Annotated in this window: 23 protein-coding genes; 13 read left to right on the forward strand and 10 right to left on the reverse strand. The window is 69.5% G+C overall.

The features are described 5' to 3' along the window. Nucleotides 1-4: 4 nt before the first annotated feature. The 5 genes from sigM to AB0G28_RS06680 all read left to right on the forward strand — a co-directional run bounded on the left by sigM (nucleotide 5) and on the right by AB0G28_RS06680 (nucleotide 4,269). Nucleotides 5-628 carry an RNA polymerase sigma factor SigM gene (gene sigM, locus AB0G28_RS06660; RefSeq protein ID WP_086841008.1) on the forward strand — a complete coding sequence of 208 codons (624 nt, stop codon included), beginning with the start codon at nucleotides 5-7 and terminating at the stop codon, nucleotides 626-628. Further along, a complete protein-coding gene (locus tag AB0G28_RS06665) occupies nucleotides 625-1,410 on the forward strand; it encodes a hypothetical protein (RefSeq protein ID WP_361083710.1) in 786 nt (261 codons plus the stop codon). Before sigM ends, AB0G28_RS06665 begins: the two co-directional genes overlap by 4 nt. A gap of 79 nt (nucleotides 1,411-1,489) precedes the next feature. Next, a complete protein-coding gene (trxB, locus tag AB0G28_RS06670) occupies nucleotides 1,490-2,482 on the forward strand; it encodes a thioredoxin-disulfide reductase (RefSeq protein WP_361083713.1) in 993 nt (330 codons plus the stop codon). 33 nt (nucleotides 2,483-2,515) lie between these two features. Further along, nucleotides 2,516-2,839 (forward strand): thioredoxin, encoded by a 324-nt coding sequence (gene trxA / locus AB0G28_RS06675; protein WP_093945794.1) that lies wholly within the window; start codon nucleotides 2,516-2,518, stop codon nucleotides 2,837-2,839. A 281-nt stretch (nucleotides 2,840-3,120) separates the two neighbouring features. Continuing rightward, on the forward strand, nucleotides 3,121-4,269 hold the full coding sequence (locus AB0G28_RS06680) for an N-acetylmuramoyl-L-alanine amidase (RefSeq protein WP_361083717.1): 1,149 nt from the start codon (nucleotides 3,121-3,123) through the stop codon (nucleotides 4,267-4,269). 208 nt (nucleotides 4,270-4,477) lie between these two features. Here the strand turns inward: AB0G28_RS06680 and AB0G28_RS06685 are convergent, their stop codons facing one another. Further along, entirely contained in the window at nucleotides 4,478-5,122 is a 645-nt protein-coding gene (locus AB0G28_RS06685) for a GNAT family N-acetyltransferase (RefSeq protein ID WP_361083720.1), read from the reverse strand. A 216-nt stretch (nucleotides 5,123-5,338) separates the two neighbouring features. Between AB0G28_RS06685 and AB0G28_RS06690 the strand changes: the two genes are divergently transcribed. Together AB0G28_RS06690 and AB0G28_RS06695 are read left to right on the forward strand one after the other, a co-directional pair. Then, on the forward strand, nucleotides 5,339-6,658 hold the full coding sequence (locus tag AB0G28_RS06690; RefSeq protein WP_361083723.1) for a PLP-dependent aminotransferase family protein: 1,320 nt from the start codon (nucleotides 5,339-5,341) through the stop codon (nucleotides 6,656-6,658). A 36-nt stretch (nucleotides 6,659-6,694) separates the two neighbouring features. Then, nucleotides 6,695-7,639, forward strand: coding sequence for a D-alanine--D-alanine ligase (locus tag AB0G28_RS06695; protein ID WP_361083726.1), 945 nt, complete (start codon nucleotides 6,695-6,697; stop codon nucleotides 7,637-7,639). 134 nt (nucleotides 7,640-7,773) lie between these two features. Here AB0G28_RS06695 and AB0G28_RS06700 read toward each other — a convergent pair whose 3' ends face one another. The 9 genes from AB0G28_RS06700 to rpmH form a co-directional block, all read right to left on the reverse strand. After that, nucleotides 7,774-8,772 carry a ParB/RepB/Spo0J family partition protein gene (locus AB0G28_RS06700; RefSeq protein ID WP_361083729.1) on the reverse strand — a complete coding sequence of 333 codons (999 nt, stop codon included), beginning with the start codon at nucleotides 8,770-8,772 and terminating at the stop codon, nucleotides 7,774-7,776. Beyond that, nucleotides 8,769-9,716, reverse strand: coding sequence for a ParA family protein (locus AB0G28_RS06705; RefSeq protein WP_361083732.1), 948 nt, complete (start codon nucleotides 9,714-9,716; stop codon nucleotides 8,769-8,771). Before AB0G28_RS06705 ends, AB0G28_RS06700 begins: the two co-directional genes overlap by 4 nt. A 56-nt stretch (nucleotides 9,717-9,772) precedes the next feature. After that, the gene (rsmG, locus tag AB0G28_RS06710; RefSeq protein WP_361083735.1) at nucleotides 9,773-10,444 is read right to left on the reverse strand and encodes a 16S rRNA (guanine(527)-N(7))-methyltransferase RsmG; all 672 of its coding nucleotides are present in this window, start codon (nucleotides 10,442-10,444) and stop codon (nucleotides 9,773-9,775) included. 145 nt (nucleotides 10,445-10,589) lie between these two features. Next, nucleotides 10,590-11,126, reverse strand: a complete 537-nt coding sequence (locus tag AB0G28_RS06715; protein ID WP_361083737.1) for a DUF6886 family protein — start codon at nucleotides 11,124-11,126, stop codon at nucleotides 10,590-10,592. 60 nt (nucleotides 11,127-11,186) lie between these two features. Beyond that, nucleotides 11,187-11,741 (reverse strand): R3H domain-containing nucleic acid-binding protein, encoded by a 555-nt coding sequence (locus tag AB0G28_RS06720; protein ID WP_361083740.1) that lies wholly within the window; start codon nucleotides 11,739-11,741, stop codon nucleotides 11,187-11,189. A 29-nt stretch (nucleotides 11,742-11,770) separates the two neighbouring features. Continuing rightward, a complete protein-coding gene (yidC, locus tag AB0G28_RS06725) occupies nucleotides 11,771-12,877 on the reverse strand; it encodes a membrane protein insertase YidC (RefSeq protein WP_361083743.1) in 1,107 nt (368 codons plus the stop codon). 5 nt (nucleotides 12,878-12,882) lie between these two features. Next, the gene (gene yidD / locus AB0G28_RS06730; protein ID WP_361083746.1) at nucleotides 12,883-13,233 is read right to left on the reverse strand and encodes a membrane protein insertion efficiency factor YidD; all 351 of its coding nucleotides are present in this window, start codon (nucleotides 13,231-13,233) and stop codon (nucleotides 12,883-12,885) included. Further along, nucleotides 13,230-13,682: a ribonuclease P protein component gene (rnpA, locus tag AB0G28_RS06735; protein WP_361083749.1), complete on the reverse strand. Its 453-nt coding sequence runs from the start codon at nucleotides 13,680-13,682 to the stop codon at nucleotides 13,230-13,232. Before rnpA ends, yidD begins: the two co-directional genes overlap by 4 nt. 21 nt (nucleotides 13,683-13,703) lie before the next feature. Further along, nucleotides 13,704-13,847 (reverse strand): 50S ribosomal protein L34, encoded by a 144-nt coding sequence (gene rpmH / locus AB0G28_RS06740; RefSeq protein WP_043787046.1) that lies wholly within the window; start codon nucleotides 13,845-13,847, stop codon nucleotides 13,704-13,706. A 604-nt stretch (nucleotides 13,848-14,451) separates the two neighbouring features. Between rpmH and dnaA the strand changes: the two genes are divergently transcribed. The 6 genes from dnaA (at nucleotide 14,452) to gyrB (ending at nucleotide 23,066) form a co-directional block, all read left to right on the forward strand. Further along, entirely contained in the window at nucleotides 14,452-16,074 is a 1,623-nt protein-coding gene (gene dnaA, locus AB0G28_RS06745; RefSeq protein WP_361083753.1) for a chromosomal replication initiator protein DnaA, read from the forward strand. 893 nt (nucleotides 16,075-16,967) lie between these two features. Then, complete coding sequence (dnaN, locus tag AB0G28_RS06750) at nucleotides 16,968-18,101, forward strand: DNA polymerase III subunit beta (RefSeq protein WP_072475326.1); 1,134 nt, start codon at nucleotides 16,968-16,970, stop codon at nucleotides 18,099-18,101. 32 nt (nucleotides 18,102-18,133) lie between these two features. After that, nucleotides 18,134-19,024 carry a phosphogluconate dehydrogenase (NAD(+)-dependent, decarboxylating) gene (gene gnd / locus AB0G28_RS06755; RefSeq protein WP_361083757.1) on the forward strand — a complete coding sequence of 297 codons (891 nt, stop codon included), beginning with the start codon at nucleotides 18,134-18,136 and terminating at the stop codon, nucleotides 19,022-19,024. Nucleotides 19,025-19,034: 10 nt separating this feature from the next. Further along, the gene (gene recF / locus AB0G28_RS06760; RefSeq protein WP_361083760.1) at nucleotides 19,035-20,189 is read left to right on the forward strand and encodes a DNA replication/repair protein RecF; all 1,155 of its coding nucleotides are present in this window, start codon (nucleotides 19,035-19,037) and stop codon (nucleotides 20,187-20,189) included. Nucleotides 20,190-20,295: 106 nt separating this feature from the next. Further along, a complete protein-coding gene (locus AB0G28_RS06765) occupies nucleotides 20,296-20,901 on the forward strand; it encodes a DciA family protein (RefSeq protein WP_361084154.1) in 606 nt (201 codons plus the stop codon). 197 nt (nucleotides 20,902-21,098) lie between these two features. After that, a complete protein-coding gene (gyrB, locus tag AB0G28_RS06770; RefSeq protein ID WP_361083763.1) occupies nucleotides 21,099-23,066 on the forward strand; it encodes a DNA topoisomerase (ATP-hydrolyzing) subunit B in 1,968 nt (655 codons plus the stop codon). The last annotated feature ends 35 nt before the right edge of the window (nucleotides 23,067-23,101 follow it).

Genomic DNA, 23,101 nt, shown 5'->3' on the forward strand with positions numbered 1-23,101 from the left:
GCGGGTGACAGCTGCAGCTCCCACGGATGCGGATCTGATAGCGGCTCACGCCGCGGGGGACCCTCATGCGTTCAGCGAACTCGTCCAGCGACATCGCGACCGCATGTGGGCGGTCGCCCTGCGCACGGTCCGCGACCCGGAAGAGGCCGCCGACGCGTTGCAGGACGCGTTCATCTCGGCGTTCCGCGCCGCGGGGAACTTCAGAGCGGAGTCGCAGGTCACGACGTGGCTGCACCGGATCGTGGTGAACGCCTGCCTCGACCGGATCCGCCGCCGCCAGGCACGGCCGACCGTGCCGCTGCCGGAGACCGGCTTCAACGAGCCGGCCACCCCGCGTGACTCGATGGCCGAGCGCGAAACCAGCCTGCTGGTGCGCGAAGCCCTCGACCAGCTGCCCGAGGAGCAGCGGGCCCCGATCGTGTTGGTCGACGTCGAGGGATACTCCGTCGCCGAGACGGCGAAGATGCTCGGCATCGCCGAAGGCACGGTGAAGAGCCGGTGCGCGCGGGGCCGCGGGAAGCTCGCGAAGGTTCTCGGGCACCTGCGGAACCCCGATGCGATTGCGAACGTCCCAACTCACGAAAGCAAACGGGCCGGGCGTCAGCCGGGTAGCGGGGAGGGACGATGACGGACGAAAGCCGGGGGATCGGGGGGACCGTCGGTCCGCCCTGGTCTGTCGACGTGCTCGCCGACCTCCACGCCGGCGTCCTGGACGACGCGCGGGCGGCCGAGCTGTGGCCGCTCGTCAACGAGGACCCGGAGGCCAGGGCGATCCTGGACGCCCTCGACGCCACGCAGGCCGACCTGGCCTCGCTGGCGGCCGCGCCGGCTCCGCCGATGCCCGCGGAGTTCGCGGCCCGGCTCGACGCGGCGATCGCCGCCGAAGCAGCGGCCGCCTTTCCTTCCCCGCGCACGGCACCGGAGCAGGCCGGGCCCGGGAACGCCCCGGTGGTGGACCTCGCGGCGGCGCGGCGAAAGCGGAACAAGCGGCTCGGCTGGGCCGCCGGCGTCCTGACCGCGGCCGCGGCGGCGATCGTCGCCGTGACCGTCGCGATCCCGAACACGTCCCAGCAGAGCGGCACCCCGAACGTCGCGGCACCGCCGCCGTCCGGCCCGTCGGTGGGCAGCGACGGCAGTGGCGCCCAGGCCCTGGTCGGCAAGGCCGTCGGCGTCCGCGACTTCGGCCCGCTGCAGAACGAGGACCGCCTCGACGCCTGCATCGCGGCCGCCGGTCTCGACCCGAAGGTGCGTCCCGAGGGCATCCGGCCGGTGAACGTCGGCGGCAAGGCGGGCGTGATGATCGTCCTGACCACCGGCAAGCTCGCCCAGTTCCGGCTCGTCGCCTTCGGCGCCGACTGCGGGCCGGGAAATCCGGCGGTGCTGTTCGACAAGGTCGTCGGGGAGAAGTAGCGGCTGTCACGGCTGGGAACATGGCCACCTACGATCGTGTTGAGCCTGGCACACGGGTCACTACGAGCGGAGGTCACGGGTGGCTGCCGAGGAAATCAGGAACCTGATCATCGTCGGGTCGGGTCCTGCCGGATACACCGCTGCCGTTTACGCGGCGCGGGCCCAGCTTGAACCGCTGGTGTTCGAGGGCACGCAGTTCGGCGGCGCGCTGATGACGACGACCGAAGTCGAGAACTTCCCGGGGTTCCGCGACGGCATCATGGGTCCGGACCTGATGGAGGAGATGCGCAAGCAGGCCGAGCGCTTCGGCGCCGAGCTGCGCGCGGAGGACGTCGAGTCGCTGGAGCTGACCGGGGACGTCAAGTACGTCCACGCGAACGGCAAGCGCTACGCCGCCCGCGCGGTCATCCTCGCCATGGGTGCGGCGGCGCGGTACCTCAACGTGCCGGGCGAGCAGGAGCTGCTCGGCCGCGGCGTGTCGGCCTGTGCCACCTGTGACGGCTTCTTCTTCCGCGACCACGACATCGTGGTGGCCGGCGGTGGCGACTCGGCGATGGAGGAGGCGACCTTCCTGACGAAGTTCGCGAAGTCCGTCACGGTCGTCCACCGGCGCGACGAGTTCCGCGCGTCCAAGATCATGCTCGAGCGCGCCCGCGCGAACGAGAAGATCAAGTGGAAGCTGAACTCGCAGATCACCGGCGTGCTCGGCGACGGCAAGGTCGAAGGCCTGCAGCTCAAGGACACCAAGGACGGCTCCGAGTCGACCCTGGACGTCTCCGGCTTCTTCGTGGCGATCGGCCACGACCCGCGCAGCCAGCTCGTGAAGGGGCAGGTCGAGCTGGACGAGGACGGCTACGTGGTCACGAAGGGCAAGACGTCCTTCACGAACCTCGACGGCGTCTTCGCGGCCGGCGACCTGGTGGACCGCACCTACCGGCAGGCGATCACCGCCGCCGGTTCGGGATGCAGCGCCGCGATCGACGCGGAACGATGGCTCGCGGAGCACGGCGAGTCGGACGCCCATGAGGCGGCCGAGCTGGTCGGCGGCGGCTACGGCGCGGGCACCAACTGACTTTCCGGCTTTCGACCACTTGGAGGAGAAACCATGTCCAACACCGTGAAGGTGACCGACGCGACGTTCGTCGACGAGGTCCTGACCAGCGAGAAGCCGGTCCTCGTCGACTTCTGGGCCACCTGGTGCGGCCCGTGCAAGATGGTCGCCCCGGTGCTCGAGGAGATCGCCGCCGAGAAGGGCGACAAGCTGACGATCGCCAAGATCGACATCGACGAGAACCCGAACACGCCGCGTGACTACCAGGTGATGTCCATCCCGACGCTGATCCTCTTCCAGGGCGGCAAGCCCGTGAAGCAGATCGTGGGCGCCAAGCCGAAGGCCGCGCTGCTGTCGGACCTCGCCGACGTCCTCTGAACCGAACAAGCCCGGCGAACCCGGGGCCTGCGGGAATCTCCCGCGGACCCCGGGTTCTTCCGTCCTTCGGGGGAATCTGACCGATGTGGGTGAATGCAGCGTGACGACGGCCACGACGGGTACTCCACGATCGGGCCCTTGACCCACCTACCGGGCCTGCGCTGTCACCGAGAGTTGGCAAGGCACAATAGAGGACCTGGGTGCGGCCCAGCGAAGGTTTTCCCCAAGTCCTGCCACGCACCGAGCCCCCGATTCGGTGCCTGAGGAAGAGCGAGGAGTGCATGCGGGTACTCCGCCGCGGTGACGCCGGTCCGGACGTCGCCGAGATCAGGTCCATCCTGGCCGGGATGGACCTGCTCCCGCCGGTCACCGACACCGGCGACTACGGCACGTTCGACGTCGCCGTCGAGCACGCCGTCCGTGCCTTCCAGCAGCGCCGTGGGCTGATCACCGACGGCATCGTGGGTCCGGCCACGTTCCAGGCGCTCAAGGGCGCCAGCTACCACCTGGGCAGCCGCCCGCTGTCGTACACGATCGCGGCGCCGATCCAGGGTGACGACGTCTTCACGCTGCAGGAACGGCTGACCGAGCTCGGCTTCGACGCCGGCCGCCCCGACGGGTACTTCGGCCCCCAGACCGAGCGCGCCCTCAAGACGTTCCAGCGCGACATGCGCCTGACGCCGGACGGCATGTGCGGTCCGGCGACCATCCGTGAGCTGCACCGCCTGTCGTCGCCGCGGGCCCGGGGCGGTCGCCCCGTGTTCCTGCGCGAGCAGGAGCAGGTGCGCCAGGCCGGGCCGCGGCTGCGCGGCAAGCGCATCGTGATCGACCCCGGCCACGGCGGCGACGACCTCGGCGTGGTCGCCGGCGACCTGCGTGAGGCCGACATCGCGTGGGACCTCGCGCGCCGCCTGGAGGGCCGGATGAAGGCCACCGGCATGGAGGCGCTGATCTCCCGCGGCCCGAACCACAGCCCGACCGAGCTGGAGCGTGCCCGCTTCGCGAACGACGCGGGCGCCGACCTGTTCCTGTCCCTGCACAGCGACAGCAACCCCTCGCCGCGCGCGCAGGGCATCGCGAGCTTCCACTTCGGCACCGGCAACGGCACCACGTCCACCGTCGGTGAGCTGCTGGCCGGCTTCATCCAGCGCGAGGTCGCGGCCCGCACGGGCATGCTGGACTGCCGCACGCACTACAAGACGTGGGAGATCTTCACCCGCACCCGCTGCCCGGCGGTCCGGGTCGAGATCGGCTACCTGACGAACCCGGACGACGCCCGCAAGCTCGGCGACCCGGCGTTCCGGGACATCGTCGCGGAGGGCATCCTCATCGCCGTCAAGCGGCTGTACCTCCTCGGCGAGGGCGACCAGCCGACGGGAACGTTCACGTTCGCCGACGTCCTGGCGCACGAACTCGCGAAGGCCGAATAAGCCCGACCACAACCCCTAGCGGCTCTCCTTCACCTGCCCCACCACCCCTGGGGACGACGTCCGCTCGTCCCCAGGTTTCGGGGCAGTCATCCACAGCTTTTCCACCGCTCCTATCAGCGCTCTGTGGATAACTCGGCACTTCTTCCACAGTTGTGCACACGCGCTTTCGAGCGCGCGAAAGCTCACGCGCAAACGTTTGCGGGGTAGGTCAGGCGCGGCCGAGGCTCGGCTCGGCGGTGGTGATCGTCACCTGGCCGAGCAGCCGTTCCAGCGCCGCCTCGACGTCTTCCTTCCAGGTGATCGCCGAGCGCAGTTCGAGGCGCAGCCGCGGCCACTTCTGGTGCGGGCGGACGGTCTTGAAGCCGACGCTCTGCAGGAATCCCGCCGGCAGCACGCAGCTGTGCCCACCGTCCGGGTCCGGCTCGTCGGGCTTGGCGTCGCCGAACGCCTCGATCGCGCGCACGCCGCGCTTGGTCAGGTCCTTGGCGACCGCCTGCACCAGCATCCGGCCGAGACCGCCGCCGCGGAACTCCGGGAGCACCTGGAACGCCGTCAGCAACACGGCGTCGGCGCTCGGCGGCGACGTCGGGAAGGCGAGGGCGCGCGGGACGGCGTTCGGCGGGGCGTAGAGCACGAACCCGACCGGCAGCGTGTCGCTGTAGACGATGCGGCCGCAGGAACCCCACTCGAGCAGCACGCTCGAGACCCAGGCTTCCTTCTCGACCTCGGTGGCGCCGAACTCCTCCGCCTGGTTCTTCAGGTGGGGGGCGAGTTCCCAGTACACACACCGGCGGCAGCTCTTGGGCAAGTGCTCGAGGTTGTCCAGTGTGACGCCCACGACGCGACGCGACACCCGCGACCTCCCTGACCTGCGCGCTCCCGACCGGCTACCCGCTCGTCAAGCCGCGCGAGATCCACAGCACGAATACGGGAGCCATGGTCGAGGATAGGCCGATGTGACAAGCACCGAAAGGCCAGGGGTCCCGGACGGGTGCCCGGTTACACTCGATGGGATCTCCACAGCTCCCGCGGGAGTGACCGTGTCCACCGAGCCCCGGGTGAATCGTCGATGACCGAGAACCGCCCCAGCAAGCCGCAGAGCGGCCGCCACAGCCTCGACCCGCACCTCGAGCGGTACGCCGCGCGCACCGCCGGGATGACCGCCTCCGAGATCCGGGCGCTGTTCGCGGTGGCCAGCCGGCCCGAGGTGGTCTCGCTGGCCGGCGGCATGCCGAACCTGGCGGCGCTCCCGCTCGACACGCTGTCGGCGCAGGTGGCGGAGATCATCGCCGAAGACGGCCTGGTGGCGCTGCAGTACGGCTCGGCGCACGGCGTCCCGGTACTGCGCGAGCAGATCTGCGAAATCATGGCCCTGGAGGGCATCAAGGCGCACCCGGACGACGTCGTGGTGACCGTCGGCTCGCAGATGGGCCTGGACATGGTCACGCGGTTGTTCTGCGACCCCGGTGACGTCGTGATCGCCGAAGGCCCCTCGTACGTCGGCGCGCTGGGCTCGTTCGCCGCGTACCAGGCGCAGGTCGTGCACGTGGCGATGGACGACCACGGCCTGGTGCCCGAGCTCTTGCGCGAGGCGCTCGACCGGACGAAGAAGGCCGGCCGCCGCGTCAAGTTCCTCTACACGATCCCGAACTTCCACAACCCCGCCGGCGTCACGCTGGCCGTGGAGCGCCGCGCGGAAATCCTCGAGATCTGCCGCGAGCACGACGTCCTGGTCGTCGAAGACAACCCGTACGGCTTGCTCGGCTTCGACGGACAGACCTACCCGGCGCTGCGGTCGACCGATCCCGAAAACGTCGTGTACCTCGGCTCGTTCTCCAAGACGTTCGCTTCCGGCCTGCGCGTCGGCTGGGTGCTCGCGCCGCACGCCGTGCGCGAGAAGCTCGTGCTCGCGGCGGAGTCCGCGACGCTGTGCCCGCCGACGTTCAACCAGATGATCGTGTCGCGCTACCTGGCCACGCACGATTGGAAGGGCCAGATCAAGAAGTTCCGCGAGAACTACCGCGAGCGGCGCGACGCGATCCTGTCCGCGCTCGACGAGCACCTGCCGCCGGGTTGCACCTGGACCAAGCCGGACGGCGGCTTCTACGTCTGGGTGACGGTGCCGGAAGGCGTCGACACCAAGGCGATGCTGCCGCGCGCGGTGACCGCGCGGGTGGCGTACGCGTCCGGAACCGGCTTCTACGCCGACGGCTTCGGCAGCCGTCAGATGCGGCTGTCGTACTGCTACCCGACACCGGAGCGCATCACCGAGGGCGTGCGGCGGCTCGCCACCGTGCTCGAGTCCGAAATGGACCTTGCCCGCACCTTCGGTAACGTGGGCACGCGCCGGATCCAGGGGCCGCAGACACCTTCACCGGACACGGTCTAGAACCGCGAGTCCGTAGCAGCTAAAGGAGTTTCCACGGTGGTCGACCGTACCGTTGCCGTGCTCGCCGGCGGGCTTTCGCACGAACGCGACATCTCCCTGAGGTCCGGGCGACGGCTCTCCGCGGCGTTGAAGTCCGAAGGCTTCGACACCCACGAATGGGACACCGACGCCAGCCTGCTGGAGCGCCTGCGCACCCAGCGCCCGGACGCGGTGGTCGTCGCCCTGCACGGCGGCGAGGGTGAGAACGGCTCGGTGCAGACGGTCCTGGAGATGCTGGACGTGCCGTTCGTCGGCACCGGCTCCCAGGGCTGTCGCCGCGCCTGGGACAAGCCCACCGCGAAGTCGCTGCTCGCGAACGCCGGGTTCGTGACGCCGAGCTGGGTGGTGCTGCCGCACAGCATGTTCCGCGAGCTGGGCGCGCAGGCGGTGCTCGACGCGATGGTGGAGCGCCTCGGCCTGCCGCTGATCCTCAAGCCGGACCAGGGTGGCTCGGCGCTCGGCACCCAGGTGGTGCGCGAGGCGGCGGAACTGCCGGCGGCGATGGTCGGCTGCTTCGCCTACGGCGACACGGTGCTCGCGGAACAGTACGTGGACGGCGTCGAGGTGGCCGTGACGGTCGTCGAAGGCGAGGACGGGCCCCAGGCCCTCCCGGCGGTCGAGATCGTGCCGGAGAGCGGCGTGTACGACTTCACGGCCCGCTACACCGCCGGCCTGACCGACTTCTTCACGCCGGCGCGGCTCGACGACACCGCGGCCAAGGCGGTGGCCGAGCTGGCGGTCGCCGCGCACCGCGTGATGGGGCTGCGCGACATCTCCCGGACCGACGCGATCGTGGCCGCGGACGGCACGGTGAACTTCCTCGCCGTGAACCTGTCGCCGGGTCTCACCGAGACGTCCACGGTGCCGATGTCGATCGAAGCGGCGGGCAAGTCGCTCGGCGGGGTTTTCTCGGAGCTGATCTCCCGGGCGATCGCCCGCTGATCCTTCCTACGCGAAAGGCCACTACGGAAGCTTCCGTGGTGGCCTTTTTCGTGTCGCGAACCATGATCACCGGGAGTGCTTCCCACGGCTGCGATCCGCAATCATCACCGTGACGAAACACCCCGGTGTGATCCCTAATCGGAATCCGGTGTCCGATTTGCCGTGTTCGCGTCGATGATCGAGACGATCCGCTCGAGGTCGTCGACCGAGCCGAACTCGAGCACGATCCGGCCCTTGCGCCGGCCGAGGTCGACCTTCACGCGGGTGTCGAACGTGTCCGAAAGCCGGTTCGCGAGCTCCTGCAACCCGGGCGCCTGGATCGGCTTGCGCGGTGCGGGCTTCGGCTTGGCCGGCTTTTCGCTCTTCTTGAGCGTGACGGCTTCCTCGGTCGCCCGGACCGACATGCCTTCCGCGACGATGCGGGCGGCGAGCTCTTCCTGGCTTTCGGCGTCCTCCAGCGACAGCAGCGCCCGCGCGTGCCCGGCGGACAGGACGCCCGCGGCGACCCGGCGCTGCACCGGCAGGGGGAGCTTGAGGAGCCGGATCGTGTTGGTGATCACCGGGCGGCTGCGGCCGATCCGGCTCGCCAGCTCCTCGTGGGTGACGGCGAACTCGTCGAGCAGCTGCTGGTACGCCGCCGCCTCTTCCAAGGGGTTCAGCTGGACGCGGTGGATGTTCTCCAGGAGCGCGTCGCGGAGCATCGACTCGTCGGCGGTCTGGCGGACGATCGCCGGGATCGCTTCGAGCTCCGCCTGCTGCGACGCCCGCAGCCGCCGCTCGCCCATGACGAGCTCGTACTCGTCGTTGCCGAGCTCGCGGACGACGATGGGCTGCATGAGACCGAACTCGCGGATCGAGTGCTCGAGTTCGGCGAGCGCGTCTTCGTCGAAGACCTGCCGCGGCTGCTTCGGGTTGGGCTTGATCGAGCTGACCGGGATCTCGCGGTAGACCGCGCCGGCGACCTCGCCGCCGTGCTGCGTCGCCTGACCGTTCGCCGCGAACCAGCCCTTGTCCTCGGCCGCCTTCTTGTCCGCCGCGTCGACGGCGGGCGCCGGCAGCGGCCCGCCGGTCGCCGGTCCGGTCGGGATCAGGGCAGCGAGGCCGCGCCCCAGCCCTCCTCGGCGCTCGGTCATGTCGAACTACCCCTCTCCAGCTGTGCGCCGCGCTCGGCGATCTCCTTCGCCGCGTCGACGTAGCTCATCGCCCCGCGCGAACCGGGATCGTAAGCCAGCACCGTCTGGCCGTACCCGGGCGCCTCCGACACCTTCACGCTGCGGGGGATGACGGTCTTCAGCACGGTGTCGCCGAAGTGGTTCCGCACCTCGTTCGTCACCTGGTCGGCCAGCTTGGTCCGGCCGTCGTACATGGTGAGGAGGATCGTCGAGACGCGGAGCTCGCGGTTGAGGTGCTGCTGGACGAGCTCGATGTTGCTCAGCAGCTGCCCGAGTCCTTCGAGCGCGTAGTACTCGCACTGGATCGGGATGAGCACCTCCTGCGCGGCGACCATCGCGTTGACCGTGAGGAGGCCGAGCGACGGCGGGCAGTCGATGAAGACGTAGTCGACGCCGATCTCGTTGAGGATCTCCGAGGAGATGGCCTCCTTGAGCCGGGACTCGCGCGAAGCCATCGAGACGAGCTCGATCTCGGCGCCGGCGAGGTCGATCGTCGCGGGGACGCAGAAGAGGTTCGGGGACTGGTCGGTCGGCTGGGCCGCTTCCGCGAGCGTCACCTCACCGATCAGCACCTCGTAGATGGAGGGCGTCCCGGACCGGTGGTCGACGTCGAGCGCGGTGCTCGCGTTGCCCTGCGGGTCGAGGTCGACGACGAGCGTCTTGAGCCCGTGGACGGCGAGCGCGGCGGCGAGGTTGACCGTGCTGGTGGTCTTGCCGACCCCACCCTTCTGGTTGGCGACGGTCAGCACGCGGCGGCGTCCGGGCCGGGGGAGCTCCCCCTCCTTCGGGTGCAGCAGACGCGCGGCGCGGGCGGCTTCTTCGGCGATCGGGGTCCAGCCCACGTCGGGGGTGGTCTCCGTGGAGTCGGACGGCGGGGGATTCACCGGTCTCGACACCTCCTCCATGTAGACGTCTGGTCGGTGGTCGAGTCGCGTTGTTTCACGTGGAACAGCGCGACTCGTTAACGCTTCCTGCTCCGCGCCTTCGGCTTGCCCGGCGCCGTCTTCGACGGCAGGCGGCGGATCTTCACGACCGTGCTGGGGACCTCGAGCACAGCCGCACCGCACTCGACGATCAGCGGATCGGCACCGCCGGCCTTGCGGATGGCAGCGCCGTCCCGATCGATCTCGTCCGCCGCGCTGGCCCCCTTGAGGGCGACCAGGAAGCCGTCGGGACGGACGAGCGGCAGGCACCAGTCCGCGAGCCGGGCGAGGGGGGCGACCGCGCGAGCGGTGACGATGTCGGCACCACCGAGCTGCTCACGCACAGGCCGCTCCTCCGCGCGTCCACGGACGATGGTAATCGGGAGTTCCAGCTTCTCGGCCACCTCGGCCAGCCAGTCCACCCGGCGGGCCATCGGTTCGAGCAAGACGATATCGAGGTCCGGTCGTGCGATCGCCAGCGGTACTCCCGGAAGCCCGGCGCCCGACCCGACGTCGATGACGCGAGCCCCTTCGGGCAGCTGCTCGCCGATCACCGCCGAGTTGAGCACGTGCCGTTCCCACAGCCGCTCGACTTCCCGGGGTCCGATCAGGCCACGCTCGACGCCGTGGCGCTCCAGGAGTTCGACGTACCCGGCCGCTTGGTCGACGTGCTCACCGAACACTCGCGCCGCGGCCTGCTCCAAGCTCACTCCGCCTACTCCTCGTCCGCCGGTTTCACGTGAAACCGCGCTCGCTCGATTGTCCCCGATGAACCGGGGAAGACGAGCCGACAGTCCGAAGATGTGGACAACTCCACTCAGGCGGCCGTCGTCGCGGACGGTTCCACGTGAAACATCACGCGTGTAATTCGCTCCGCCGAGGCCGGGCGTTGCCCAGCCGGATGCCGCTGAAGCCGAGCGAGCTCTCCGCCGCGGTGTCGACGAAGCGCCACAGGTTCGGCATCACCCGCAACTCGATCCCCGCCGCCTCGTGCAGCGCGAGCAGATCGCCGACCGGCTCCGGCGGGCCGAGCGGCTCCACCGCCTCGGTCGCCACGACCGCATGGGCGTGCGCCCCGAACGGCCGGAACGACGTCGCCGCGAACCGGTAGGCGAACAGCCGCACCGTGCGCATCGCCTCGAGCCAGCCGTACTCGATCGCGTGCACGCGATCGGCTCCCAGCCACGCGCGGTCGGCCGACGACGTCCCCGGCACCACCCAAGCCATCGCGCGGGGGCACTGGCGCGGGAACCAGTAGTCCGGTGCCCGGGCCGCATCGACCGCCCAGACGTACGCCTCCGGCTGCCGCGCCGTCGCAGCGACGTGTGGCTCGAAGCGGGTGATCGCCGGATCTTCCGAGAAGTGGAGGACCTCACCGGGTGCCGGGCGCATGGCACAAAAGAAGCGGCCCCACCTGACCAAGTCAAGTGGGGCCGCTTCGACAACCGGGGCTCAGGACTCCGGGAAGATCACCACACGCCGCTTCGGGTCTTCGCCCTCGCTCTCGCTCGTGACACCCGAGACCGTCGCCACCGCGTCGTGGACCACCTTGCGCTCGAACGGGCTCATCGGCTGCAGCCGCACCCGCTCGCCGCTCTTCAGCACCGACTCCGCCGTCGAGCGGCCGAGCTCGCGCAGTTCCTCGCGACGGTCCGCGCGCCAGCCCGCGATGTCCAGCATCAGGCGGCTGCGAGAGCCGGTCTCCTGCTGGACCGCCAGGCGGGTCAGCTCCTGCAGCGCCTCGAGCACCGTGCCGCGCGGGCCGACGAGCTTCTCGAGGTCCTCGCCGCCGTCGATGCTCACGATCGCGCGGCCGGCTTCCACGTCGAGGTCGATGTCACCGTCGTAGTCGAGCAGGTCCAGCAGGCGCTCGAGGTAGTCGCCGGCGATGTCACCCTCCCGCACGAGGATGTCGTCGTCGCCTCCCGCCTTCTGCTCGGTGGCCTCACCGTCGGCCGGGGTCACGTCGTCCTGATCGGCGTCGATCGTGTCGATCGTCTCCGACATCATTCGTCTCCTCTCCGAACCGGTCGCGCTCAGCGGCGCTTCCGGCCCGACTTCCTGGTCGAGTCTTTGAGAAGGCCCGGCACGCCCGTGCCGTCGTCCTTCGAGCCGTTCTGGCCGTTGGTGCCGGCCGTGGTCTTGTCGGTGCCGCCCGCCGGAGCGGTCTGCGCGAAGCCGTGGGCCGAGCCCGCCTTCGTGACCTTCTTCGACGTGCCCGTCTGCTCGGGCTGGTTCTTCTTCTGCTGGACCGGCTTCTGGCCGACCTTCGGCGCGGTCGGCTTCTGCCCCGGCTTCGGGCCGAGCGACGCGCGCTTCTCCGCGGCCTCCGCCTTGCGGGCCGCCTCTTCCTTGTCGATCTTCGTGTAGACGAGGCGCTGCTGCATCAGGGTCCAGCCGTTGTTCGCCAGCCAGTAGAAGAGGAGGCCGAGCGGGAACAGCGCACCGAAGACGAGCACACCGAGCGGGAAGATGTACATCGTCAGCTTGTTCATGATCGCGGTCTGCGGGGTGGCCGACGCGGCGTTCTGCCGGGCCACCGAGTGCCGCGCGGTCAGGTGCGTGGCGATCGACGCGACGATCATCAGCGGCAGTGCGACCGGGAGCACGCTCCAGTGGAAGCCGACGTTCGTGGCGCCACCGCTGACGACCCCTACGCCGTTGTAGACGGCCTCACCGAGGTTGACGCCGAACAGCTTCGCGTTGACGTAGGACTCGACGTCGTGCTGGCTGAAGAAGTAGTTCTCGGTCTTCGGGCCGCCACCGGGCGGCGGCATCGTGAACGCGCGGAGGACGTGGTTCAGGCCGATGAAGACCGGGATCTGGAGCAGCATCGGCAGGCAGCTGCCCAGCGGGTTGACGCCGTGCTCGCGCTGGAGCTTCTGCATCTCCTGCGCCTGGCGCTGCCGGTCGTTCGCGTACTTCTTCTGGATCTTCTTCATCTCCGGCGCGAAGTCCTGCATCTTCTTCATCGACCGGACCTGGTTCACGAACGGCTTGAACATGATGCCGCGCACGGTGAACGTCAGGAAGATGATGCCGAGGATCCAGGCGACCGCGGTCGATTCCCCGAAGACGAACCCGAAGACCTTGTGCCAACACCAGAGGATGAAGGACACGGGGTAGTAGATGAAATCGAGCACTGCTGCTACTCCTCGATCGGTGTTTCAGGTCGTCGGTGGCGCCACGAGAACTCCTCGGGCACGGGATCGCGGCCAGGCGGTGTCCAGGGTCCGCAACGCAGCAGCCGGCGCAGCGCGAGGTAGGAGCCGCGGCCGGCGCCGTGCCGGGTGAGGGCTTCGACTGCGTACGCGCTGCAGCTCGGGTAGAACCGGCAAGCCGGCGGGAGGAAGGGCGAGATCGCCTTGCGGTAGAGCTTGATGGGGAGCAGCAGGACCCAGGCAACCGGGCCGGGCCGCGGTTCGGCGACGTCGACGTCGTCGTGCCCGGAGTGGTCGTGTGCTGAGTCGTGCTCGGGGTTGGCTCGCATGCCGGTCACACCGCTGATCCGTGGTCGGGGGCCGCGTCCGCGGGACGCGTCGGGCGGGGGACATCCCCGGCCGGACGGTGCGACGTCAGAAGCCCCAGCCGACGCAACGCGGCGTCGAGATCGGATCCCAGCTCGGCGCTGGACGCGGTCGACGACGGCGGCAATGCCCGTACGACCAACGAAGTACCGGCGGGCAGTGTTCCGAGCCTGGCCGAAACGAGATGACGCAGCCGCCGGGTGACACGGTGGCGGACCACCGAGTTCCCGACGGCCTTGCTCACCACAAAACCCGCCCTGGCCACCGGCACAGTGTTATCGAACTGCACAGCGTCGGCGGCCACGGACGGGTCCGTGGTGAGCGCGTGGACGACGAGGCGGCGCCTGCCTGCCCTGGACCCGCGACGGAGAACCACGCGGAAATCCTCACTCCGCCGCAGACGTGCGGCAGCCGGCAGCACGGCGCGCCTCGATCGGGGCGATCAGGCGGACAGCGCGGCGCGGCCCTTGCGACGGCGGGCCGCCAGGATGGCCCGGCCGGCGCGGGTGCGCATGCGCAGGCGGAACCCGTGGGTCTTCGCGCGGCGGCGGTTGTTCGGCTGGAAGGTGCGCTTACCCTTGCTCACTGCTTCTCCTGTGTCTCGCGGTGTCGTGTCCCCACCCGGCCCGGGAAGAATCTTCTTCCCCCGCCTGGCGTGTCGTGCGGGCGCACGGCAGTCTCTGGTGTCTCCTACCAACGTGTGGCCTCGTCACGACGAGCGACGACAACGTGGGCACGCGAAACGCACCCGTCGCATACGGGAGACCTTACGAGGGTACGCACCCCCGTCGGGCGGCCGGTAAGCACCCCCTCGGCCACGGTACGCGACGGGCGAGCGGGCCCGCGATCGTCGACGCCGGGGCACCGAATGGCAACGCGCCGTACACCGTGAAATGCTTGCGCCCCAGGATGCCTTGTGGCCGCGAGCGGGGCTTGTTAGCGTGCCTCTCTCGGGTCACCGGTTCCAGGTGCACGAGTATCCGGGTGGTGGAGTGCCCACCGGCGTACGACGAGCCCGCAGGTGGCAGCGCCGCGGGTCGCCGTACATTAGTGCACAGCTGTGGACAACTATGTGGATATTCGCTGTGCCGGTGCGCGGACAGGCTTCCTGTGATCGCCGGGTGGAGTGACCAGGGCGTTCCGGGAGCGGATCGGCCGTCCACGCCGACGAGGGGAGGGGAGCCAGACAGGTGTCGGAGCACCAGCACAATCTGGGTGTCATCTGGGAACAGGTGGTACGCGAACTGTCCGACGGGACCCTCTCCCCCCAGCAGCGCGCCTGGATGCGCGTGACCCGGCCGATCGGCCTGCTCGACGGCACCGCCCTCCTGGCCGCCCCCAGCGACTTCGCGAAGGAAGCGATCGAACGCGGGTTGCGCGGCGCGATCACCGACGCGCTGTCGCGGCGCCTCGGCCGCGCCATCTCCCTCGCTGTGAAGGTCGACACCGCCGAGGCCGTCGCCCCGGCGCCCGTGGCCCGCTACGCGCCGTCACCCGGCCGGGTGGAAAACGGCGTCGGCCACGAAGCCGCGCCGCCGCTCCCGGGCAACGGCGCGCCGATGATGCCGCCGCCGCGTCCCGAACCCGCGCCGCCGATGCCCCCGCCGATGCCGGCCCACCAGTCCGTGGCCCCGAAGCCGGACGACGACGGCGACACCGACGAGGAAGTCGACGAAGAGGGCGAGGCGCTCGCCGCGGTCCACGAGATCTGGCCGACGTTCTCCGGCCAGCCGATCGCCGGCCAGCCGTACACCGCGCCCGCGCAGCCGCAGACGTCGAAGACGAAGCTGAACGAGAAGTACACCTTCGACACCTTCGTCATCGGCGCGTCCAACCGCTTCGCGCACGCGGCCGCGGTCGCCGTCGCCGAAGCGCCTGCCCGCGCGTACAACCCCCTCTTCATCTGGGGTGAGTCCGGACTCGGCAAGACGCACCTGCTGCACGCGGTCGGGCACTACGCGCAACGGCTCTTCCCGGGCATGCGCGTCCGGTACGTCTCGACCGAAGAGTTCACGAACGACTTCATCAACTCGCTGCGCGACGACCGCAAGGTCGCCTTCCAGCGGCGCTACCGCGACATCGACATCCTGCTCGTCGACGACATCCAGTTCCTGGAAGGCAAAGAAGGGACGCAGGAAGAGTTCTTCCACACCTTCAACACCCTCCACAACGCGAACAAGCAGATCGTCGTCAGCTCCGACCGCCCGCCGAAGCGCCTCGAAACGCTGGAGGACCGGCTGCGGACGCGGTTCGAGTGGGGCCTGATCACCGACATCCAGCCGCCCGAGCTCGAGACGCGGATCGCGATCCTCCGGAAGAAGGCGGCGCAGGACAGGCTCGCGGTGCCGGGCGAGGTCCTGGAGTTCATCGCCTCGCGCGTCGAGGCGAACATCCGGGAGCTCGAAGGCGCGCTGATCCGCGTCACGGCGTTCGCGTCGCTGAACCAGCAGCCGGTCGACGTCGGGCTCGCCGAGATCGTGCTGCGGGATCTGATCCCGGACTCGCACGCGCCGGAGATCACCGCGCCGACCATCATGGGCGTCACGGCGGAGTTCTTCGACGTGACGCTCGACGACCTGTGCGGCCCGGGCAAGACGAAGGCGCTCGCCACCGCCCGCCAGATCGCGATGTACCTCTGCCGCGAGCTGACCGACATGTCGCTGCCGAAGATCGGGCAGACGTTCGGCGGCCGCGACCACACGACGGTCATGCACGCGGACAAGAAGATCCGCAAGGAGATGGCCGAGCGCCGGCGGATCTACGACCAGGTGCAGGAGCTGACGTCGCGCATCAAGCAGCGCGCCCGCCAGTAGCACATCCCTTATCCCGCAACGACTTCGGGGCGTCCGCTCAATGTGGACGCCCCTTCGTCGTCTTTGAGTGAAGTCCTTTATGGGCACAGTCGTCTTTGGAGTGTTCTCAGCACGCGTACACGCCTTCGCTGCTTCGCGCGTGTACGCGTGCTTCGCAAAGTCGCGAAAATTGTTTGTACACAAGGAAGTTTCCCCATGGTGTGGGCGGATTGCCCACAGTGCCAACAGATCTCTCACCAGCGACGATGCCGGATCGGTCCACACCCCGCCCACAGGCCGTCCACAGGAAATCCACACGGTTGTCCACGCGGATTCCCCAGGTTGCCCACAAGCTGTGCACAGGAGGGCCCGGTCACTCGGAAGGGCGATTCGGACCGCTCCCGGCACCCCCAGACCCTGGGTACAAATCGCCCCGCACCTGGGGACAACCGTGGGGACAACTGGGGATGGCTGTGGACGAATCGGGGGACGCCCGAAACCATCCACGGACGCCCCGATCCGTCCACAGGTCCGCCACCACGGTTCTCCACACGCCCGCGAGCGCTCCGACCTGCGCGAACGAGCTTGATCCACACAATCCACAACGCCTACTACTGCTACTGCCCTTAGATCTTTTGAAAGAGAGAACAAAACAAAAACAGGCGATGGACGAAGTTGGGGACAGCCTCGAGATCGTGTCGGCATGTCGACAAACCGAAGGGCAGCCCGAGGTGACGCAGGCCGCCACGACGGCCTAACGTGGACGCCTGCACCTGGTCCGCGCTCCGGCCGCACACGCGGAGGGCGGACCGGCCGGAGGGGGCAGCCGGTCACTGCCCCGCGAGAACGTGGCCCGGCCGGCCTCGTCGCCCTGCCCGAGCCGAAGAGGGCTCGGTCGTCGAAAGGATGCGCGCATGAAGATCCGCGTCGAGCGTGACGGGCTCGCCGACGCCGTCGCGTGGGTGGCCAGAAGCCTCCCCTCCCGGCCTCCGGTGCCGGTACTGGGCGGTGTCCTCCTCGACGCCGGTTCGGACGGCGACACCGACGCGCTGACGGTCTCGGGCTTCGACTACGAGGTCTCCGCCACGGTCGGGGTCCCGGCGACGATCGCCGACGGCGGCCGCCTGCTGGTCTCCGGGCGGCTCCTGGCCGACATCACCAAGGCGCTGCCGGCGCAGCCGGTCGAGATCTCCGTCGACGGCGCGCGCGCCACCATCACGTGCGGCAGCGCGCGGTTCTCCCTGCCGACCATGCCGGTCGAGGACTACCCGCAGCTGCCGTCCCAGCCCGCCTTCGCGGGCGAGCTCGCCGGCGACGCGTTCGGCCAGGCCGTCACCCAGGTCGTCGTCGCCGCGGGCAAGGACGACACGCTGCCGATGCTGACCGGCATGCGGCTCGAGATCTCCGGCAGCTCGCTGACCCTCGTCGCGACCGACCGGTTCCGGCTCGCCATGCGCGAGTTCACCTGGCAGCCGGCCGAGGGCCTGGCCGACGCCGCGGTGCTCGTCCCGGCGCGCACCCTCGCCGAAGCCGCCAAGACGCTCGGCGCGTCCGGCGCCACGATCCGCCTCGCCCTCGCCAGCGGCGAAGGCCTGCTCGGCCTGTCCGGTTCCGGGCGCTACACGACGACCCGGCTGCTCGACGCGGAGTTCCCGCCGTACCGCCAGTTGCTGCCCGCGTCGCACACCTCACGCGCGGTCATCGACGTGTCGGCTCTCACCGAAAGCATCAAGCGCGTTTCGCTGGTGGCCGAGCGGGGGACTCAGGTACGACTGGAGTTCGGGGACAACACGCTGCGGTTGTCCGCGGGCGGCGACGACGAGGGAAGCGCCGAAGAGGAGCTTCAGGTCGAGTACGAAGGTGAGCCGGTGACGATCGCGTTCAACCCGGGTTACCTCGTCGACGGCCTCGGCGCGCTCCACAGCGACCGGGCCGAGCTGACGTTCACCACGCCGAACCGGCCCGCGCTCATCAAGCCCGCCGACGCCGAGGGCAACGTCGTCCCCGGCTACCTGTACCTCCTGATGCCGGTTCGCCTGCCGGGCTGACCCGGAACTTCGTTAGCACGTAAGGGGATCTCATGGTTCAGCTCGGTCTGATCGGCCTGGGCAAGATGGGCTTCAACATGCGTGAGCGGCTGCGCGCGGCCGGTCACGAGGTGGTCGGCTACGACCGCAACCCGGACGTCAGCGACACGACGTCGCTCGAAGACCTGGTGTCCAAACTGGACGCTCCGCGGATCGTGTGGATCATGGTCCCGGCCGGCGAACCGACCCGGCAGACGATCACCGAGCTGAGCAACCTGCTCGCCGCGGGCGACATGGTGATCGACGGCGGCAACTCGAAGTACACCGACGACAAGCTGAACGCCGACCTGCTCGCGGCGAAGAGCATCGGCTACCTCGACTGCGGCGTGTCCGGTGGTGTGTGGGGCAAGGAGAACGGCTACGGCCTGATGGTCGGCGGCGCGGCCGCCGACGTCGAGAAGGCGATGCCGATCTTCGACGCGCTGCGCCCGGAGGGTCCGCGCGAAGAAGGCTTCTCGCACGCCGGCGAGGTCGGCGCGGGTCACTACGCGAAGATGATCCACAACGGCATCGAGTACGGCATGATGCAGGCCTTCGCGGAGGGCTTCGAACTCCTCGAGGCGGCGAAGGTCGTCAAGGACGTGCCCGCGGTGATCAAGGGCTGGCAGCGCGGCACGGTCGTCCGGTCGTGGCTGCTCGACCTGCTCGTGCGCGCGCTCGACGAGGACCCGGAGCTGGACGACCTCGAAGGCTACGTCGAGGACTCCGGCGAAGGCCGCTGGACGCTGGAAGAGGCGATCAACAACGCGGTGCCGGCGCCGGTCATCTCGGCCGCGCTGTTCGCCCGGTTCGCCTCGCGGCAGGAACACTCGGCCGCGATGCGCGCGGTCGCCGCGCTGCGCAACCAGTTCGGCGGGCACGCCGTGAAGAAGGTCGGCGGATAGGGAGCCACTGGTGTATCTGCGACACCTGCAGGTCACCGACTTCCGCTCCTGGCCCCAGGCCGATCTCGCCCTCGAACCCGGGCCGACCGTGCTGGTCGGCCAGAACGGCCGCGGCAAGACCAACCTGCTGGAGGCGATCGGGTACGTCGCGACGTTGGGCTCGCACCGCGTCGCGACGGACGCGCCGCTCATCCGGCACGGCTGTGAGCGCGCGCTGGTCCGGGTCGCGGTGGTCAACGACGACCGCGAGCTGACCGTCGAGCTGGAGATCACCGCCGGCCGGGCGAACCGCGCCCGGGTCAACCGCGGTGCGGTCGGCCGTCCGCGTGACGTGCTCGGGATCCTGCGCACGGTGCTGTTCTCCCCGGAGGACCTCGCGCTCGTGCGCGGTGACCCGGGTGAGCGACGCCGGTTCCTCGACGAGCTCCTGGTGCTGCGCGCGCCGCGGTACGCGGGGGTCCGGGCGGACTACGAAAAGGTGCTGAAGCAGCGGAACGCCCTGCTCAAGACGGCCGGGAAACGGCGTACGGGCCGCGAAGACCCGTACGCGCTGTCGACGCTCGAGGTCTGGGACGACCACCTCGCGGTGGCCGGCGCGGAGTTGCTGGCCGCGCGCCTGAACCTCGTCGCGGACCTCGCGCCGTATGCGGCTTCGGCGTACATGGGGGTCGCGCCGGACTCACGTCCGGCGAAGATCTCCTACCGGTCGTCGCTGGGTGCGGCCCTGCCGGAGACGTACGGCGTACCGGACGGCGAACGGGCGCAACCCGAGGTCCTCAAGGACGTCTTACTCGAGGCGCTCGGGGAAGCCCGGAAGGCGGAGCTCGAGCGCGGGATCAGCCTGGTCGGCCCGCACCGGGACGAGCTGGAGCTGATCCTGGGCCAGGCACCTGCCAAGGGTTACGCGAGTCACGGCGAGTCGTGGTCGTTCGCGCTGGCGCTGCGGCTCGGCAGCTACGAGCTGCTGCGTGCGGAGGCGGGCGAGCCGGTGCTGCTGCTCGACGACGTGTTCGCCGAGCTGGACCGCAAGCGCCGGGCCAGGCTGGCGGAGGTGGCCGCGAGCGCCGAACAGGTGCTGGTGACCGCCGCGGTCGACGAAGACGTGCCCAGTGAGCTGGCCGGGCACCGGTTCGTGGTGGCGGATGGTGAGATCTCGGGTGGCTGAGCAGCGCGATCGAACACCCCGTGTGACGGGCGACACAAACCGTACCCAATCTGGGGACAAACCTGTGGACAGTGTGGATAACACGGTGAATGAGTTATCGCTGCCCGTGACCCTGCGGCCAGATGGGTGGCCCAAAACGCCCGAAAACGACTCCAAGCCTCCCGCGAGTACTGAGCGTGACAGCCAGGTTGGGCCGAACGAGACGCCTCCGACCGGGCGCGACCTCGCCCACGCCGCGCTCGAAGCCGCCAAGGCCAAGGCGAAGGAGCGGGGCGTTCCGCCGGGACGGCGCCGCCCGGCGGTCGGCGGCGGGCAGAACCCGCGCCGTCGCCGCTGGTCGGGGCCGGGCGCGGACCCGCGCGACCCGCAGCCGCTCGGCCGGCTCGTCTCCCGGCTGGTCAGCGACCGCGGGTGGAACGAGAGCGTCACGAGCGCCCGCGTCTTCGCGCAGTGGGCGCGGCTGGTCGGCGAAGACGTCGCCGAGCACGCGCAGCCGGTCGCGCTGAAGGACGGCGAGCTCACCGTCCGCGCCAGCTCGACGGCGTGGGCCACGCAGCTGCGGTTGCTGCAGGGAAAGCTGCTGGCCAAGATCGCGGCGGGGGTCGGCAACGGCGTCGTCAAGCGGATGCGGATCCAGGGCCCGACGGCCCCGAGCTGGCGGAAAGGGCCTCGTCACGTGCCGGGCCGCGGCCCCCGTGACACGTACGGCTGACCCGGCTTGCGCGATGCTCGGTTGAGTGCCCCGAGAACGCATCCAGAACTCCCGAGATACGTCAAGACTCGGCTTGCACCGATTTCGTCCGTCTGTGACGCGTTCAGGGGTGTCCTTGCCGCATGTCAGCGGACGCGGCCAAGTACACTGGGAGGGAGCGAGCGTCCGCTCGGGCGAGACGAGGAGAAACAACGCCGGTGACCGAGAACAAGAGCGAGTACAACGCGTCGTCGATCACGGTGCTCGAAGGCCTCGAAGCGGTCCGCAAGCGCCCCGGCATGTACATCGGTTCCACCGGTGAACGCGGGCTGCACCACCTCGTCCAGGAGGTCGTCGACAACTCCGTCGACGAGGCGATGGCCGGCTACGCCACCAAGGTCGAGGTTACCCTCCTCGCCGACGGCGGGGTGCGCGTCGTCGACGACGGCCGCGGCATCCCGGTCGACATGCACCCCAAGGAGAACAAGCCGACCATCGAGGTCGTGCTGACCCAGCTGCACGCGGGCGGCAAGTTCGACAGCGACTCCTACGCGGTGTCCGGCGGCCTGCACGGCGTCGGCATCTCCGTGGTGAACGCGCTCTCGACGAAGCTGCTGGCCGAGGTCAAGTACGGCGGCCGCAGCTGGCGGCAGGAGTACACGAACCAGGTGCCCGGCCCGCTCGAGGACCTCGGCCCGGCGACCGAGACCGGCACGACGATGACGTTCTGGGCCGACGGCGACATCTTCGAGACCACGACGTACAACTTCGAGACCATCTCGCGCCGGCTCCAGGAGATGGCGTTCCTCAACAAGGGGCTGACGCTGTCCCTGCGCGACGAGCGCGTCGCCGACGAGGAGACCGAAGAGGACGCGGAGGGCAAGGTCGCCCGCGTCAAGGAGAAGGTCTACTGCTACCCGGGCGGGCTCGAGGACTTCGTCAAGCACATCAACGGCAGCAAGGACCCGATCCACCCCAGCGTGATCTCCTTCGACGCCAAGGGCACCGGCCTCGAGGTCGAGGTCGCGATGCAGTGGAACACCGGGTTCACGCCGTCGGTGTACACGTTCGCCAACACGATCAACACCCACGAAGGCGGCACCCACGAAGAGGGCTTCCGCGCCGCGCTGACCCGCGTCGTCAACGCGTACGCGCGCGACAAGAAGCTGCTCAAGGAGAAGGACGCCAACCTGACCGGTGACGACGTGCGCGAGGGTCTCGCGGCGATCGTCTCGATCAAGCTGGGCGAGCCGCAGTTCGAGGGCCAGACCAAGACCAAGCTGGGCAACAGCGAGGCCAAGACGTTCGTGCAGCAGCAGTCGAACGAGTGGCTGGCGGACTGGTTCGAGCGCAACCCCACCGAGGCGAAGACGATCATCAACAAGTCGATCTCCTCGGCGCAGGCCCGGATGGCCGCCCGCAAGGCGCGTGACCTGGTCCGCCGCAAGGGCGCGCTCGACATCGGCGGCCTGCCCGGCAAGCTCAAGGACTGCCGCTCCACCAAGCCGGAGGAGTGCGAGCTCTACATCGTCGAGGGTGACTCGGCGGGCGGCTCGGCCAAGGAAGGCCGGGACTCGATGTACCAGGCGATCCTGCCGATCCGCGGCAAGATCATCAACGTCGAGAAGGCCCGCATCGACCGCGTCCTCAAGAACACCGAGGTCCAGTCGCTGATCACGGCGCTCGGCACCGGCATCCACGACGAGTTCGACCTCTCGAAGCTGCGCTACCACAAGATCGTGCTGATGGCCGACGCCGACGTCGACGGCCAGCACATCACCACGCTGCTGCTCACCCTGCTGTTCCGGTTCATGACGCCGCTGATCGAGCACGGCCACGTCTTCCTGTCGCGGCCGCCGCTGTACAAGATCAAGTGGCCGCGGTCCGAGCCGGAGTACGCGTACTCCGACCGCGAGCGCGACGCCGTCATCAGGGCGGGCGTCGAGGCCGGCAAGAAGCTGCCGAAGGACGACGCGATCCAGCGCTACAAGGGTCTCGGCGAGATGAACGCCGAAGAGCTGTGGGAGACCACCATGGACCCGGCGAACCGGCTGCTGGGCCGGGTGACCATGGACGACGCCGCCCAGGCGGACGACCTGTTCTCGGTCCTGATGGGCGAGGACGTCGAGGCCCGCCGCTCGTTCATCACGCGCAACGCCAAGGACGTGCGCTTCCTGGACGTGTGAGCGTCCCCCGACCTTGTCCCGCCAGGACCCACCCG

It is taken from the genome of Amycolatopsis sp. NPDC021455 (assembly GCF_040640995.1).
In the GTDB taxonomy this organism is placed as follows: Bacteria; Actinomycetota; Actinomycetes; order Mycobacteriales; family Pseudonocardiaceae; genus Amycolatopsis.

Excerpts from the sequence above, each read along its gene's own strand:
- dnaN (WP_072475326.1), top strand. The coding sequence starts at position 16,968 with ATGAAGATCCGCGTCGAGCGTGACGGGCTCGCCGACGCCGTCGCGTGG.
- gnd (WP_361083757.1), top strand. The coding sequence starts at position 18,134 with ATGGTTCAGCTCGGTCTGATCGGCCTGGGCAAGATGGGCTTCAACATG.
- AB0G28_RS06720 (WP_361083740.1), bottom strand. The coding sequence starts at position 11,741 with ATGTCGGAGACGATCGACACGATCGACGCCGATCAGGACGACGTGACC.
- AB0G28_RS06690 (WP_361083723.1), top strand. The coding sequence starts at position 5,339 with ATGACCGAGAACCGCCCCAGCAAGCCGCAGAGCGGCCGCCACAGCCTC.
- AB0G28_RS06700 (WP_361083729.1), bottom strand. The coding sequence starts at position 8,772 with ATGACCGAGCGCCGAGGAGGGCTGGGGCGCGGCCTCGCTGCCCTGATC.
- AB0G28_RS06680 (WP_361083717.1), top strand. The coding sequence starts at position 3,121 with ATGCGGGTACTCCGCCGCGGTGACGCCGGTCCGGACGTCGCCGAGATC.
- AB0G28_RS06665 (WP_361083710.1), top strand. The coding sequence starts at position 625 with ATGACGGACGAAAGCCGGGGGATCGGGGGGACCGTCGGTCCGCCCTGG.
- AB0G28_RS06715 (WP_361083737.1), bottom strand. The coding sequence starts at position 11,126 with ATGCGCCCGGCACCCGGTGAGGTCCTCCACTTCTCGGAAGATCCGGCG.
- AB0G28_RS06705 (WP_361083732.1), bottom strand. The coding sequence starts at position 9,716 with ATGGAGGAGGTGTCGAGACCGGTGAATCCCCCGCCGTCCGACTCCACG.
- trxA (WP_093945794.1), top strand. The coding sequence starts at position 2,516 with ATGTCCAACACCGTGAAGGTGACCGACGCGACGTTCGTCGACGAGGTC.